The organism is Brevundimonas sanguinis, from assembly GCF_029636725.1.
GTDB classification, from domain to species: Bacteria; Pseudomonadota; Alphaproteobacteria; order Caulobacterales; family Caulobacteraceae; genus Brevundimonas; species Brevundimonas sanguinis.
The window spans coordinates 1,322,693-1,337,102 of the sequence record NZ_CP116770.1; the positions used below are offsets into that span (position 1 = coordinate 1,322,693).

Here is a 14,410-nt window from a genome sequence, read left to right on the forward strand (position 1 = left end):
GGCGCTCGGGTGAGGGGTGACGGCGGCGCCGCTTCCGATCATCCGGGACCTTGAGTTTGAACTATCCAACATGGCGCTGACACCCCTCATCCGTCTCGCTCCGCGAGCCACCTTTTCCCACAAGGGGAGAAGGCATTAGCGCAAGCCCTTGATCTCGCTTTCGATGTTCTTGACCGAGCCGGCCTCGAAGCTGGCGACCGGATAGGCGCAGTAGTCGGCGGCGTAGTAGGCGCTGGGGCGGTGGTTGCCGGAGGCGCCGAGGCCGCCGAAGGGCATGTCGCCCGCCGCCCCCGTGGTCGGACGGTTGAAGTTCACCACGCCCGCGCGGATGCGGTTGATGAAACGATCCCAATGCTTGGCGTCGTCGCTGACCAGACCGGCGGACAGGCCGTATTTGGTGGCGTTGGCGGCGGCGATGGCGGCGTCGAAGGTCGGCACGCGGATGACCTGGAGGAAGGGGGCGAACATCTCCTCGTCCTCAACGGCGACGCCGGTGACGTCGATGATGGCGGGCTTCACAAAGGCGCCGGGCAGGTTGTCGACGGGGCCGGAGGCGCGGATGACCTGGGCGCCCGCGTCGATGCGCTCTTGCAGGGCGGCAAGGGCAGCGGTCGCCGCCTTTTCCGAGATCAACGGGCCGGCGTAGGGCTCAGGGTCGCTGTCCCACGGCGCGAAGGTCAGGCGGTCGGACAGGGCGGCGACGGCTTCGACGATGGCGTTGCCCTGGCCGCCTTCCGGCACGATCAGGCGGCGCGCGCACGAGCAGCGCTGGCCGGTGGTGACGAAGGCGGACTGGACCACGATGCCGGCGACCGCCTCGGCGTCCGCGGCGTCCCAGACGACCAGCGGGTTGTTGCCGCCCAGCTCGAGCGCCAGGATGACGTGGGGATCGTCGGCGAACTTGCGCCGGAAGTGCGCGCCCGCCGCGCCCGAGCCGGTGAACATCAGGGCGTCGATGCGCTGGTCCAGCAGGGCCGCGCCCGTGTCGCGCCCGCCCTGCACCATGTTGAACACGCCCTTGGGCAGGTCGGCGGCCTCAAGGCATTCGGCCATCAGCTGGCCGGTCAGGGGCGTTTCCTCGGAGGGCTTGAACACCACGGTGTCGCCCGCCAGCAGGGCCGGGACGATGTGGCCGTTGGGCAGGTGGCCGGGGAAGTTGAATGGGCCGAGCACCGCCGAGACGCCGTGCGGGCGGTGACGCAGGACAGCGCGGCCGAAGGCGGTGTCGGTGGTGCGCTCGCCGGTGCGCTCGTCATAGGCGCGGATCGAGATGTCGACCTTGCCTTGCATGGAGGCCAGTTCGGTTTTCGTCTCCCACAGGGCCTTGCCGGTCTCTCTGGCGATGGCCTCGGCCATTTCGGGGGCGCGTTCCTTGAGCACGGCCTGATAGCGTTTCACCGCGTCGATGCGGTCCTGGCGCGGGCGGTCGGCCCAGTCGGGGAAAGCGGCGCGCGCGGCCTCGACGGCGGCGCCGACCTGGGCTTGGGAGGCGGCTTGGCCTTCCCAGACGGTTTCGCCGGTGGCGGGGTTGGTGGAGGTGAAACGGGTCATATCAAGTCTCCCCTTCTCCCCTCGGGGGAGAAGGTGGGCGGCGGAGCCGCTCGGATGAGGGGGCGGGTGGAAATGGGCTTACGGTCAGCCAGTGTCGAGTGCGAGGCGAGCGTTCCCCTCATCCGTCTCGCTGCGCGAGCCACCTTCTCCCCCAAGGGGAGAAGGGAGAGGGCGGCGATGCTCATCACGACTTCACCCGCACCGTGGCGCCGTCCTTGATCTTCAGGGCGGCGGCGACGTCGGGGGTCATGCGGGCCAGGTCGCCGTCGACCAGGACGCGGGCGCGCACGGCGCGGAAGGCGGCGACGCTGTCGGTCGAGACGAGGGAGGGCAGGTCGACCTCGACCTCCTTTTCGATGCGGGCGGTCAGGACGCGGGCGTCGCGGACCGTGCGGATGTTGTCGCGGCCGCAGGCCACGGTCGGCCCGGCGTCGAAGATGTCAACCAGACCGTTGGGGCGGAAGCCTTCGGATTCCAACAGGGCCATGGCGGGCACGCCCTGAGGATGGACCTTGCCGATCACGGCGCGGGCCGGTTCGGGCAGCAGGTCGATGTAGATCGGGTGGCGCGGCGCCAGGTCGAGGATGAACTGCTTGTCGGTCGAGCCGGTCATGCGGTCGGCCTCGTCGAAGTCCATCGGGAAGAATTTGTGCGCCACATGGTCCCAGAAGGGGCAGTAGCCGTCGGGCGTGAATACGCCGCGCAGTTCGGCCAGCACATTGTCGGCGAACAGGTCCGGCTGGGCGCCGATCAGCATATAGCGCGACTGGCTGAGCAGGCGCCCGGCGCCGCCCTTGCGCCGGTCGGCTTTCAGGAACAGGGAGCCGACCTCGGTCCAGCCGGTGCATTCGTTGACCAGCACCAGGGTCTGATGGTTCAGCTTCACGTTCAGCGACGGCGACTGGACGGTGTTGTTGACCACGCGGAAGCTGAAGAAGGGCCGCTTCAGCCCCACGGTCGCCTTGACCGAGCCGATGCCGTCGACATCGCCGGTGTCGCCGTCTTCCAGCATCAGGGTGTACCAGGCCTCTTCGGGCGCGACCTTGCCTTCAAAGCTGGCCTTGCTGAGTTCCAGCCGCTCGCTCAGGACATCGGCGTCCTCGGGCAGGCTGGTGAAGCCGGGGCCGGACAGGATGGCCAGTTCGAGAAGGTGATGGAGGTCGGCGGGGACGGCGGGGCGAACAACGAGCATGCGGTTACATCGTCTCCAGTCGGAGCTGTTTCAGTTTGAGGGCGTCGATCTCGCCCGAGGCGATCTTGCACAGGATCAGGGCGGACAACTGGGCGCGTTCGACGAAGCTGGCGGGCCAGGCGAACTCCTGATCCGAATGAATGTCGCCGCCGACGACGCCCAGGGTGTCGACGTTGGGCAGGCCCGCGGCGTGCAGGTTGTTGCCCTCGCAGACGCCGCCTGACGGCTTCCAGGCGATCGTTTGCCCGAGCAGATTGCCTGCATCGCGCACGGCGTGGAACAGGGCGGTCTGCGATGCGTCCATCGGCTTGGGCGCGCGGGTCATGCCGCCGTGCAGGTCCAGCGTCAGGCCGGGGAAGGGCGGTTCGGCGGCGAGGGTGCGCACCGTCTGGTCGATCCAGGCGGCGGCTTGCGCGTCCGGCACGCGGACGTTGAAGCGGACCACTGCGTTGTCGGCCACGACGTTCAGGGGGCCGCCGCCGGCGATCTTGGCGACATTGACGGTGACGCCCTCGCGCTGGCCGTTGAGGGCGTGCAGGCGGGCGGCGATGATGGCGGCGCCGGCGACGGCGTTGGCGCCCTCGTGGAAGGCGCGGCCCGCATGGGCGGCCTTGCCGGTGACGATCAGGTGGAAGTTGCCGCTGCCCTTGCGCTCGCCCGCCAGGGTTCCGTCCGACAGGGCGGGCTCATAGGTCAGGCCGACGTGGCCGCGCGCGCCCAGCTCAGCCAGCAGGGGGGCCGAGGCGGGCGAGCCGATCTCTTCGTCCGGTGACAGCAGCACGGTCCAGCCGACGCGGGCCTTGTCAGGATGGGTCTCGAAGGCTTCCAGCGCCGCCAGCATGACGCTGATCCCGCCCTTCATATCGGCGATGCCGGGGCCGTTCAGGGCGCCGTCGTCGCGCGTGACGACGCGCTGGAAGGCGCTGTCGGCGGGGAAGACGGTGTCATAGTGGCCGGTCAGCACGACCTGAAGCGGCGCCTCGGGCCGGGCGGTGATCTTCAAGCAATCGGCATAGCTCTCGGCGATCACCGCGCCGCTGTCGGCGACGGTGGTGGAGCCCTGGGTCGGGACGCGCTCGACCGTCGCCGCCGCGCCGAACGCCGCGCGCGCCGTGGCGTCCAGAACGTCGAGAACCCGCGCCAGCCCTTCGGCGTGACGGCTGCCTGAGTTGATGTCGGACCAGTCTATGGCGCGTTGAACAATGGCGTCGCCACGGGCCGCGACGTGGTCCAGCACGGCCTGATCCTGAGGTTCGATCCGCATGGCGGCGACCCTAGACGGGGCGAGGAAAAAGGTGAAGGCGGGGCGATATCTCTCTCACGCACTTGGGATTTCGGCGCCCGGCGGGATAGTTTCGCCGCCTCAGTCAGGGAGTCGCGCATGAACCGTCGGATCGCACCGCCCCAACCCTTCGCCCCGGTCGATTCGGCCGAGACGGCGGCGGCGCTGGCGCGCGGCAGCGCCATCGCCTTCTGGATCTGGGGCGCGGTCGGCTTGATGCAGGCGGGGCTGGTCTGGTTTCTGGCTACGCCCGAGCATGAGGCCATGCGCGGGACGACGGCAGGCTTCGCGGTCGTCTTCGCCGCCATCGCCTTTGGCTTGGGATGGGTGCAATGGCGCCGTCCGAACCGGCTGCTGCCGGGCTTCGGCATGGTGTGGGCCATCTATGAACTCAGCGCCCTGTCGGTCAGCCTGATGGTCGGCGCGCCGCTGGGCGCGGCGGGCCTGCCGGGTTGGAGCTTCGGCGTGGCGGGGGCGGCGATGGTCCTGTGCCTGCTGCTGCACATCGGCGGCCTGCGCGGGGCGACGGCGCTGGCGAAAGACGGCCCCACGGCCTAGGTCCAAAGCACAGACAGGAGTTCGCCCATGACCGTCACCCTCTATCACAACCCGAAATGCTCGACCTCGCGCAAGGTGCTGGAGCTGCTGCGCGACCGGGGGATCGAGCCGACGGTGGTCGAGTATCTGAAGACCGGCTGGGACGCCGAGACGCTGAACCGTCTGGCGCGCGGCGTCGGCGGCGGGCTGAAGGGCCTGCTGCGCAAGAAGGAGGCGAAAGCCGCCGAACTTCTGACCGCTGACGCAAACGACGCCACGGTTCTGGCCGCCATGATCGAGAGCCCGGTCATCGTCGAACGCCCGATTGTCGAGACGCCCAAGGGCGCGGTGATCGGGCGGCCGGTTGAGATGGTGTTGGGGGTGCTTTGAGAGCGCGAATTGCTGATGTCGGTTACGGGAGGGGAGCGGGCGTTGCCTCCCGAACCGACGCTCGATATCGTCGATACATGAGCATTATAGATCGAGCCCCATCTCTGGCCTTCTTCATCGCTATCGCGCTGGGACTGGCATTGATCGCCTACGCCTTAATTTCAGGCTCTGATTGGGCGGTCCTCGTCGGCTTGGTCGGGCTGCTGCTGGCGGGCAGGTCGACACTGATCTTGGTCAAGCGTTTTGGAGCGTCCGACCAGCCTCAGTAGTCACAGGGACAGGACGCTCTGGCTGCCTGCAATGGCTCGCAAAGCCGACCCTCACGCGCTCCCAAATTGACCCCTCCGCGCTTCGATGCCAGACCCCGGCTGTCTGTCACGCTTGGAGTTCGCCCATGACCCGCACCCTGTATGGCATCAAGGCCTGCGACACGATGAAGAAGGCGCGCGTCTGGCTGGATCAGAACGGCGTGGCCTATGATTTCCATGACTATAAGGCCGCAGGCGCGGATCGCGCCGATGTGGAGCGCTGGGTGGGCGAGTATGGCTGGGAGAAGGTGCTGAACCGTGCGGGCACGACCTTCCGCAAGCTGTCGGACGCCGACAAGGCCGATATCGACGCGGCCAAGGCGGTGGACCTGATGCTGGCCCAGCCGTCGATGATCAAGCGGCCGGTGCTGGATCTGGGCGACGGGCGGACGCTGCTGGGCTTCAAGCCGGACATCTACGCCGAGGCGCTGAAGGGCTGAGACGCGGCTGGGGCTCAGTCCTCGACGACGGCGTCGGGGCGGTCGCGGCCGTCGGCGCGTTCGGTGATCCATTGGCCCGAGGCGTCTTCATACTCGATCCAGGAGGTGCGGTCCGGCACGCGCTGTTCGCGCGCCGCCGCTGAGGCCGCCGCCAACGCCGCCGCGTGGCTGGAGAAGGTCTCGGAATAGCTGTCGCCAAGTTGATAGGCCCAGCCGCCGTCGTGCTGGACGATGCGATAGGTGATGTTCATTCGGCGCCTCCGAAGGGTCTGGCGACACCGTTGAACGCGGCCCGGAGCGTGTCGAGTCACGCTGTGGTGACGCATTACGAAGAGTTCATGCGCGCGGCTGCATCCGTAGGCCATCATCGCCGCCTCTTGTGATCAGAAGGCCGCCGTATCAGGCTCGGCCGAACTGTGTTTTCAAAGGGCTGATGCGCCATGAACGGTTTTGAAATTCTGATCCCCCTAGCGCCTTTCATCATGGTGATCGCCATCGTCGCCATTCCCGCCTGGCTCAAAAGCCGCGACCGACGCGAAATGCAGGCTACGTTGCGAAGCGCCATAGAAAAGGGTCAGCCGCTGCCGCCGGAAGTGATCGATTCGATCAGCAAGGAAAATGCAAAGCCTCCGGCGACTGCTGCGCGAGACCTGCGTACCGGCGTCATACTGCTGTCCGTGGCGGTGGGCGTCGCCTTGTTCGGCTATGCCGTCAGCTTCGCCGAAATGGATGCCTACTACCCCATCGTCGGGATCGCGGCGATCCCGGGGATGATCGGTCTGGCCTTTATTATCCTGAGTTTCTTTAACAAGAACAAGGGCTAAGGCGGATCGGGGCAGGGAAGCCGTCATGGCCAAACCTTTACGCGATCTGCACGATGTCGAGCTGGCCGGGCTGGCGGCTGCGGGCGGCCGCCGCGAGTTCGGCGAGCTGGTTCGTCGGCACGGCTCGGCGGTGCGGGGCCTGCTGCGCCGCATGGGCGCCCAGCCGGCGCTGGCCGACGACGTGGCTCAGGACGCCTTTCTGCTCGCGTTCGAGAAATGCGCCGAGTTCAGGGGCGAGGGCACCTTCGCCGCCTGGATCAAGCGCATCGCCGCGCGCCTGTACCTAAAGCGTATCTCGAAGGAGGCGCGGTATGTGGCTGAAACGGAAACAGAAAACGCCGCGCCCGCGGTCGACAGCATCGGCCGCGTCGATCTGGACGAGGCGCTCAAAGGGCTCAGCGAGGCTGAACGCCTGTGCGTCTCCCTGTGCCATGGCGCGGGGCTGTCGCACCCGGAAATCGCCGCGGCCATGAATTTGCCGCTTGGAACGGTGAAATCTCATGTCAAGCGTGGTCTGGATAAACTTCGGGCCCGGCTCCAGCCGGGGCCGGTTGCACTCGGGAGCGCATCCCATGTCGGCTGATGAATTCGACCCTGCGATCGAGCGCCTGTTCGCCCAGGCGCCGCAGTTCCCCGATTCGGTCTTCTTTGAAGCCGATGTGGCGGCGCGGCTGAACAAGGCGTCGCGGTTCCGCTCGATGGCCCTGTCCCTCGCGGGGCTGGCGGGCGGGGTCATCGCCGTGCGCGAACTGCTGAACGTCAACTTCCATCTGGGCCCTGAAGGCTTCGCCGCCGAGGCCGCCGCCGGATCGCTCGATTCGGCCGGCGCTCAGGGCGGGGTGGCGATTCAGTCGTTGCTGGAGCGGTCCGGACTGGGCGATGCGGCGTTCAGCGCGATGGGCTCAATGGGCGGGATGCAGATGTTCTGGGCCACGGCCGGGGTGCTGGTCGCCCTGCTGGCGGCGGGGGCGGTGAAGCTGTCGCAACAGATCTGAGCGCCGTTTTCCCGCCCCAGTCCCGGCTTAGGGCTGGAAAAAGCCGTTTCGCGCCCAATGCCTGCGTTGCGGCGATGACGCCGAACCTCTAGGGTCGCGGCGTTTTTAATGTTCGGCCTTGGCTGCATTTTTTGGGGCGACGCTTCGTGGTTGATGTCTTCGAACAAGTCGAGGAGGAGCTTCGCTCCGAACGCTATCGGCGTCTGGCCCGCACCTGGCTGCCCGTTCTGGGCGGCGTTCTGGCGGTCGCCCTCGTCGCGGCCCTGGCCTGGTGGGGCTGGCAGTCCTATGTGACCTCGCAGGCCGATAAGGCCTCGGCCGCCTATGAAAAGGGCGTCGAAGCCCTGCAGTCGGGCAAGTCGGCCGAAGCCGACGCCGCCTTCGCCGAGGCCGCCAAGGCCGGCGGCGGCTATAAGGTTCTGGCCCTGATGCAACAGGGCGGACTGGCGCTGGCCGACAAGAAGACGACTGAAGCCGTCGCCCTGTTCGACGAAGCCGCCCAGGCGACGCGCGATCCGATCCTGTCCGACATGGCCGCGCTGAAGGCCGCCTTCCTGGTCATGGACACCGGTTCGCTGGAAGACGTGCAGAAGCGTCTGGAGCCGCTGGCCGGCGACAAGCGCCCGCTGCAACCGTTCGCCCAGGAGGCGCTGGCGATGGCGCAGCTGCAGCACGGCAAGACCGCCGAGGCGCGTCAGGCCTTCGTTCAGCTGCAACTGGGACAGGACGTGCCCGACCCGGTGCGTCAGCGCGCCCAGGCAGCCGTTCAGGCGATCGACACCGGCACGGCGGCCAGCCTGCCCGCCATCGTCAAGGCCGCTGCGGCCCTGCCGACGCCCGCCGCGACGGCGGCTCCTGCGGTTGCGGCCGACGCCGCTCCCGCCGCTGCGGCCCCGGCCGCTCGCCCTTGATTTGACGCCTTCGGGATGATTCGCATGAACAAAACCCTGAAAGTCGCTCTGCTGTGCGGCCTGGCGATGACCGTCGCCTCCTGCGGCACCGTTCGCAAGGTCTTGCCGTTCGGCCTGGGCGGCGACAAGGAGCCGGTGGCGACCGCCAGCGAAGGCCAGCGGATCTCCATTCTTGAGTTCGAACAGCAGCTGACGCCGTCGGCCGCTCTGTCGGGCCGCGATTTCTTCCTGCCCGGACCGCAGGCGGCCACCAGCTGGAGCCAGCCGGGCGGCAACGCCGAGAACGCCGTCGAGCACGTCATCGCCGCGCCGGACTTCGCCGTCGCCTGGCGTCGCGACATCGGCGCCGGATCGGGGCGGACCAATCAGGTGATGTCGCCGGTCGTCGCCGACGGCGGCAAGATTTTCGTGCTGGACGGCGAGGCGGGCGTGACGGCCGTTGACGCCGGCACCGGCCAGGTGGCGTGGAAGGCCAGCGTCAAGGTCGATGAGGCCGACCGCGGTCGCCGCATCCTGGGCGTCGGCTTCGGCGGCGGCGCTGGCGGCGGCGGTTTCGGCGGCGGTCTGGCCGTCAGCGACGGCAAGGTCTTCGTCTCGTCCGGCTATCGCGTCATGACGGCGTTCGACGCCAATACGGGCGCCGAGCTGTGGCGCACCTCGGTCGACCTGCCGATCCACGGCGCGCCGACAGTGTCGGGCCAGCGGGTCTATGTCGTCGACGTCGACAACCAGTTGATGGCCTTCAACGTGGCCAACGGCCAGCAGGACTGGTCCTATCGCGGCATCACCGAGCCCGCCCGCATCATGCGCGCCTCCAGCCCGGCGGTCAGCGGCGGCACGGTGGTGGCGCCCTTCTCCTCGGGTCAGATCGTGGCCCTGCAGGCCTCGAACGGCCAGCCGGTGTGGGAGCAGGTGCTGTCGCGCACCAGCCGCACCAGCGCCCTGTCGGAACTGCGCGACATCGCCGGTCGCCCGGTGGTCAGCCGCGGCCAGGTCTACGCCGTCAGCCAGTCGGGCGTGCTGCAGTCGATGGATCTGCGCAGCGGCCAGCCGAAGTGGTCGCTGCCGGTCGCAGGCGTGAACCAGCCCCTGCCGGTCGGCGACGTGCTCTATGTGGTGTCCAAGTCGGGCGAGCTGACCGTGGTCAACCGCGAGACGGGGCAGGTCTACTGGACCCGCGACCTGAACGAAGGCCGCGTGCGAAAGGAAGGCGGCTTCCTGGGCTTCGGCAAGCGCACCGTGCGTCCGGTCTGGTCGGGTCCGATCATGGCGTCCAACCGTCTGGTTCTGGTCAACTCGGACGGCGAGGCGGTGGCCTTTGATCCGAAGACCGGCGCGCAGACCGCCAGCCTGAAGCTGGGTTCGGCCGCCTATATCGCCCCGGCCGCCTATAACGGCGCGCTTTACGTTCTGACCGACAAGGGTCAGTTGGTCAGCATCCGCTGACCTTTTCCTCGATTTAAGCTAGAAGGCCGACATGGCTCTGAAGGTCGCCATCGTCGGCCGCCCCAATGTGGGCAAGTCGACACTGTTCAACCGCCTCGTCGGCAAGCGCCTTGCGCTGGTCGATGATCGCCCCGGCGTGACCCGCGACCGCCGCTACGCCGACGGCGTGATCGGCGACATGGATCTGACCCTGATCGACACGGCGGGGTATGAGGACGTCACCGACGAAAGCCTGGAAGCCCGGATGCGCGAGCAGACCGAGGCGGCGATCGACGACGCGGACCTGATCCTGTTCATGATGGACGCGCGCGAAGGCGTGACCTCGCTGGACCGCATCTTCGCCGATCGCCTGCGCAAGGTGCACAAGCCGATCATCCTGCTGGCCAACAAGTCTGAAAGCCGCGAGAGCGGCGGCGGCGTGGGCGAGGCGCACGGCCTGGGCTTCGGCGAGCCGGTGCCGATCTCGGCTGAGCACGGCGAGGGCATGGCCGATCTGTATCAGGCGGTTCTGGCGGCCTCGGCGGACATCTTCATCGAGGAAGTCGACGAACCTGAAAAGCCGATCCGCATCGCCGTGATCGGCCGCCCGAACGCGGGCAAGTCGACCCTGATCAACCGTCTGATCGGCGACGACCGCCTGCTGACCGGGCCGGAAGCGGGGATCACGCGCGACTCCATCTCGGTGGACTGGGTCTGGGAAGGCCGCAACATCCGCCTGATCGACACCGCCGGGATGCGCCGCAAGGCCCGCGTCCAGGAGAAGCTGGAAAAGCTGTCGGTCGCCGACACCATCCGCGCCATCACCTTCGCCGAGGTGGTGATCATGGTGATGGACAAGGACGACGCCTTCGACACCCAGGACCTGCAACTGGCCGATCTGGTCGAGCGGGAAGGGCGGGCGCTGGTCTATGTCGCCGCCAAATGGGACCTGGAAGAAGAGCCCCAGTCGCGTCTGGCCGAACTGAAGCGTCTGGCCGACGACAAGCTGCCGCAGCTGCGCGGCTCGCCGTTTGTCGCCCTGTCCTCGTTCAATGGGCGCGGCGTCGAGCGCCTGATGCCCGCCGTGCTTCAGGCCTATGACACCTGGTCGGTCAAGGTGAAGACCAAGGACCTGAACGACTGGCTGTCCCTGGCGACGCAGAGGCACCCGCCGCCCGCCGTGGACGGCAAGCGCATCAAGCCCAAATACATCGCCCAGACCAAGGCCCGTCCTCCGACGTTCGTGATGATGGCCAGCCGGGCCGAGGCGATGCCGGACCACTACAAGCGCTATCTGGTCAACTCGATCCGCGAGAGCTTCGACCTGCAGGGCACGCCGATCCGCCTGAACGTCAAGTCGGGCTCGGCCAACCCCTATGCCGCGGGCGGCGCCAAGTCGGGGCCGGAACGCTTCAAGGGCGACGCCAAGACGGCGCCGCGTCGGGTCATCAAGGCCGAAAAGGCCGAGAAGCTGTCCAACCTGCCCGGCAAGGCGCTGGAGCAGAAGGCCAAGGCCGGCATCAAGCCCAAGGTGAAGCCGCTGGGCGGGCTGAAGGCCAGCGCGTCCAAGAAGTCGGGCTCCAACGCCTTCATCGGCAAGGGCGCCCGGGGCGGCGCGCGGCAAGTGTCACGCTCGGGCCGCGTCCGTACGGGCCAGAAGGGCGGCGCCAAGCGCTAAGGCGCCGCTTCTTTCATGCGGGCGTCGCCAGGTCGGCGCCTGCAGGGTTGCGACGCGGTCCTGTGTCGATGAGGCGCGGGCTATGCGGCGGCCGCCAGCCGCTATTCGATATGCAAACGTATGCTGGCTGGGTCAGAGGGGCTGATACAGGGCTGACGCCCTGTTGAGGCCGTAACAGGCTACCTGCGCTATAGCCGTCTTGGCGCGTTCGGGGCCTCGGGCTCGTCGCCGAGGGCCAGCTTGAGCGCGATGGCGACGACGACCACCCAGCGCAGCTCATGCCAGTTCATGGCGATGCTCTCGGTCATCATGGTGATGGTGTAGGAGGTCATCATCGGCAGGACCAGCCATCCCGCCGGGCTGGTATAGGCCGCCCAGAAGGACTGAGCCCAGATCTGCAGCAGGAAGAGGGCGAACAGGATGACGCCGCCCAGCCCCAGGGCGATGTAGAGCTCCAGCCAGCCGCTGTGGGCGTCGGCGGGAATGAAGTGGGCCTGATAGCCGATCCACGCCTTGGGGCCGGTGAAGCTGGGGTCGTCCCACACCGCGCCATAGCCGAAGCCGCGCCAGGGATGGTCGGCCATCTGCTGCATGATGCCGGACCAGATCTCGGTCCGGCCGGTCAGGGTGGCGTCCTTGCCCAGGAGGGCGAAGAACGTGTCCGTCTCCGTCGCGATCAGCAGACCCGCCCCGATCACCACCACGACCGCCAGCCAGGTGGCGATGACGGCCCGCATCGGGCCGGATTTCACGATCGCCACGAAGCCCATGGCGGCCATCGACAGGAACAGCACCACCAGGGCGGTTTTCGATGTCGACAGGAAGATGAGCAGGACAGGCAGCAGCGCCAGGCTGAACCAGAGCTTGCGTCGTTCCGGCGCCATCATGCCCGCGGCGATCATGAAGACGGTCGACTTCACCATGACGTTGCCGAGCGAGTTCTTTTCCAGCCACAGGCCGCGCCAGGCGCCGGGGAACAGTTCCTGCATCCGGCCCATGTCGGGCAGCAACAGGCCCAACAGGAAGGAAATCACCGCCAGCACCGCCAGCGTCCCGGCGATGATCTCGGTCAGGCTTTTCCAGCTCCAGCGCGACGCCAGCGCCACCCCGGCCAGAGTGGTGAAGACCAGAGCCGGAATGCGCCGCGCCGTCAGGTCCGGCATGATCGACCAGAAATAGGTCGCCGCCGTGAGCAGCAGCAGGGCGATCAGCAGCGGCGAGCGCAGCATCCCCTTCAACGCACGGCCGGGGCGCATGCAGACCAGCACCAGGGCCAGCAGATAGGCCGGATAGTAGAAGTTGCGCAGAAAGTCGGCCGATCGCGCGCCATAGCCGGTCAGCGGGGCGCTCCAGAAGCCGACGTAGGTCAGGACCAGTCCGATCGAGGCGATGACCGCCACGATGTCGGCCACAGAGGCGGCGCGCGCCAGCGGCAGCGCCGGGCGCTTCGCCGCCGAGGGCGGGATCACCTGTTCGTCTGCGCCCGCCTCCCTGAACATGGTGACGTCAGATCAGGGCGTCCGCCGACAGACCCTGCTTCCATTCCTTGAAGCTGACCGTCAGGGGCGGGGTGAAGTCGGGGCGGGACAGTTCGACGATCAGGGGGCCGATCTCCGAAGGATGAGGCAGGGTTTCGGGATCTTCGCCCGGAAAGGCCTGGGCGCGCAACTGGGTCCGCATCCGGCCCGGATCGACGATGCAGGCGCGAACCGGGGTGCTCTCAATCTCGTCCGCCCAGCATTTGACCAGGGCCTCGGCGCCCGCCTTGGTGGCGGCGTACATGCCCCAGAAGGCGCGCGGGTGGCTGGCGACGCTGGTGGTGAGGTGGATGGCGCGACCCGCGTCCGAGGCGCGCAGCAGAGGCTCCAGCGAGCGGATCAGGCGATAGACGCCGGTGAAGTTGATCTTCTCGACCTTGGCGAACTCGCGCGGCTCGGCGTGGGCGACCGGAGTCAGGCCCGATGGGCCCATGGTGGCGGCGGCCTGAACCCAGATGTCCAGCTTGCCGAACCGCTCGAACAGGGCGCCGCCCAGCCGGTCGATGGCGCCGCCGTCCACCAGGTCGAACGGGACCAGGCTGGCGTGCTGGCCGGTGGCGGCGAAGATCTCGTCATCCAGCTCCTCAAGCGCGCCCTGGGTGCGGGCGGCGGCGATGACGTGGGCGCCGGCCTTGGCCAGGGCGAGGGCGGCCTCGCGGCCGATGCCGCGCGAGGCGCCGACGACCAGGGCGACGCGATTGGCGAGGGGGAGGGAAGCGTTCTCGGACATGGCCCGCTGATAGCGCGGCCGGGCGTGGGGTGGAAGTGCGGGACAGCTTCCCTCTCCCAATGGGAGAGGGCTTGAGCCTCCAAGAGCCGAAGGCGATTGGTCAAGGCGAAAGGGTGAGGGTTCTCGGGTGAAGTCGGCAGAAGGCCGTAACGCGACGGCTTACGCCGACTGACAGGGCAAACCCCTCACCCTTTCGCGCAGAACGATCGCTGCGCTCCCGTGCGCTCAAGCCCTCTCCCGCCGGGAGAGGGAAGCCTAATTTTCAGTAACCCGGCGCGGGCTGCCACAGGCTGAAGCTGACGCCCTGGTCGTCGCTGACGACGGCGGACAGGCCGGACGGGCTTTCGGCCGGCACGGCGGCGCGGCCGCCCAGTTCGACCACCCGGGCGCAGGCCGCCTCTATGTCGTCGACGCGGAAGTAGAGGTTGGGGAAGGCCTTGTGCTCGCCCTTGGTGAGGCCGAACGGCGGCGTCCCCTCCGCCACATGGGCGTAGGTCGGGCTGGACGAGGCGTCGTCGAAGCGCCAGCCGAACAGGCCCGCATAGAAGGCGCGGGCCTTGTCGACGTCAGGCGTGTCGAGCGTGAAGTAGCCGAGCTGGATCATCCAGC

At 68.0% G+C, this 14,410-nt stretch carries 16 protein-coding genes; 9 read left to right on the forward strand and 7 right to left on the reverse strand.

Annotated elements, in window-relative coordinates; translation table 11 throughout:
- Positions 1 to 135: 135 nt before the first annotated feature.
- From astD to PIB44_RS06730, 3 genes are all read right to left on the reverse strand, one after another.
- Positions 136 to 1,551 (reverse strand): succinylglutamate-semialdehyde dehydrogenase, encoded by a 1,416-nt coding sequence (gene astD / locus PIB44_RS06720; protein ID WP_278070824.1) that lies wholly within the window; start codon positions 1,549 to 1,551, stop codon positions 136 to 138.
- Between the two features lie 184 nt (positions 1,552 to 1,735).
- Complete coding sequence (gene astA / locus PIB44_RS06725) at positions 1,736 to 2,743, reverse strand: arginine N-succinyltransferase (protein ID WP_278070825.1); 1,008 nt, start codon at positions 2,741 to 2,743, stop codon at positions 1,736 to 1,738.
- A gap of 4 nt (positions 2,744 to 2,747) precedes the next feature.
- The gene (locus PIB44_RS06730; RefSeq protein ID WP_278070826.1) at positions 2,748 to 4,007 is read right to left on the reverse strand and encodes a hydrolase; all 1,260 of its coding nucleotides are present in this window, start codon (positions 4,005 to 4,007) and stop codon (positions 2,748 to 2,750) included.
- A 117-nt stretch (positions 4,008 to 4,124) separates the two neighbouring features.
- Here PIB44_RS06730 and PIB44_RS06735 point away from each other — a divergent pair, with 117 nt between their 5' ends.
- From PIB44_RS06735 to PIB44_RS06745, 3 genes are all read left to right on the forward strand, one after another.
- Positions 4,125 to 4,583 (forward strand): hypothetical protein, encoded by a 459-nt coding sequence (locus PIB44_RS06735; protein ID WP_253120225.1) that lies wholly within the window; start codon positions 4,125 to 4,127, stop codon positions 4,581 to 4,583.
- Between the two features lie 27 nt (positions 4,584 to 4,610).
- Complete coding sequence (locus PIB44_RS06740) at positions 4,611 to 4,952, forward strand: ArsC/Spx/MgsR family protein (RefSeq protein WP_278070827.1); 342 nt, start codon at positions 4,611 to 4,613, stop codon at positions 4,950 to 4,952.
- A gap of 394 nt (positions 4,953 to 5,346) precedes the next feature.
- Positions 5,347 to 5,700, forward strand: a complete 354-nt coding sequence (locus PIB44_RS06745) for an ArsC family reductase (RefSeq protein WP_278070828.1) — start codon at positions 5,347 to 5,349, stop codon at positions 5,698 to 5,700.
- A 14-nt stretch (positions 5,701 to 5,714) separates the two neighbouring features.
- On the opposite strand, the gene PIB44_RS06750 is transcribed toward PIB44_RS06745, so the two are convergent.
- Positions 5,715 to 5,951: a DUF2188 domain-containing protein gene (locus tag PIB44_RS06750; protein ID WP_278070829.1), complete on the reverse strand. Its 237-nt coding sequence runs from the start codon at positions 5,949 to 5,951 to the stop codon at positions 5,715 to 5,717.
- Between the two features lie 189 nt (positions 5,952 to 6,140).
- Here PIB44_RS06750 and PIB44_RS06755 point away from each other — a divergent pair, with 189 nt between their 5' ends.
- From PIB44_RS06755 to der, 6 genes are all read left to right on the forward strand, one after another.
- Positions 6,141 to 6,524: a DUF6249 domain-containing protein gene (locus PIB44_RS06755; protein WP_278070830.1), complete on the forward strand. Its 384-nt coding sequence runs from the start codon at positions 6,141 to 6,143 to the stop codon at positions 6,522 to 6,524.
- Positions 6,525 to 6,549: 25 nt separating this feature from the next.
- Positions 6,550 to 7,107: an RNA polymerase sigma factor gene (locus tag PIB44_RS06760; RefSeq protein ID WP_278070831.1), complete on the forward strand. Its 558-nt coding sequence runs from the start codon at positions 6,550 to 6,552 to the stop codon at positions 7,105 to 7,107.
- Positions 7,097 to 7,519: a hypothetical protein gene (locus PIB44_RS06765; protein WP_278070832.1), complete on the forward strand. Its 423-nt coding sequence runs from the start codon at positions 7,097 to 7,099 to the stop codon at positions 7,517 to 7,519. Before PIB44_RS06760 ends, PIB44_RS06765 begins: the two co-directional genes overlap by 11 nt.
- Before the next feature lie 146 nt (positions 7,520 to 7,665).
- Positions 7,666 to 8,430, forward strand: a complete 765-nt coding sequence (locus tag PIB44_RS06770) for a tetratricopeptide repeat protein (protein WP_278070833.1) — start codon at positions 7,666 to 7,668, stop codon at positions 8,428 to 8,430.
- 24 nt (positions 8,431 to 8,454) lie between these two features.
- Positions 8,455 to 9,876, forward strand: a complete 1,422-nt coding sequence (locus PIB44_RS06775) for a PQQ-like beta-propeller repeat protein (RefSeq protein ID WP_025976691.1) — start codon at positions 8,455 to 8,457, stop codon at positions 9,874 to 9,876.
- Positions 9,877 to 9,907: 31 nt separating this feature from the next.
- Complete coding sequence (der, locus tag PIB44_RS06780) at positions 9,908 to 11,533, forward strand: ribosome biogenesis GTPase Der (protein ID WP_278070834.1); 1,626 nt, start codon at positions 9,908 to 9,910, stop codon at positions 11,531 to 11,533.
- A 188-nt stretch (positions 11,534 to 11,721) separates the two neighbouring features.
- Here the strand turns inward: der and PIB44_RS06785 are convergent, their stop codons facing one another.
- The 3 genes from PIB44_RS06785 to PIB44_RS06795 form a co-directional block, all read right to left on the reverse strand.
- Positions 11,722 to 13,032 carry an O-antigen ligase family protein gene (locus PIB44_RS06785; RefSeq protein ID WP_278070835.1) on the reverse strand — a complete coding sequence of 437 codons (1,311 nt, stop codon included), beginning with the start codon at positions 13,030 to 13,032 and terminating at the stop codon, positions 11,722 to 11,724.
- Positions 13,033 to 13,039: 7 nt separating this feature from the next.
- Positions 13,040 to 13,801, reverse strand: a complete 762-nt coding sequence (locus tag PIB44_RS06790; protein WP_278070836.1) for an SDR family NAD(P)-dependent oxidoreductase — start codon at positions 13,799 to 13,801, stop codon at positions 13,040 to 13,042.
- A gap of 262 nt (positions 13,802 to 14,063) precedes the next feature.
- Positions 14,064 to 14,405, reverse strand: coding sequence for a VOC family protein (locus PIB44_RS06795; protein ID WP_025976695.1), 342 nt, complete (start codon positions 14,403 to 14,405; stop codon positions 14,064 to 14,066).
- Between the last annotated feature and the right edge of the window lie 5 nt (positions 14,406 to 14,410).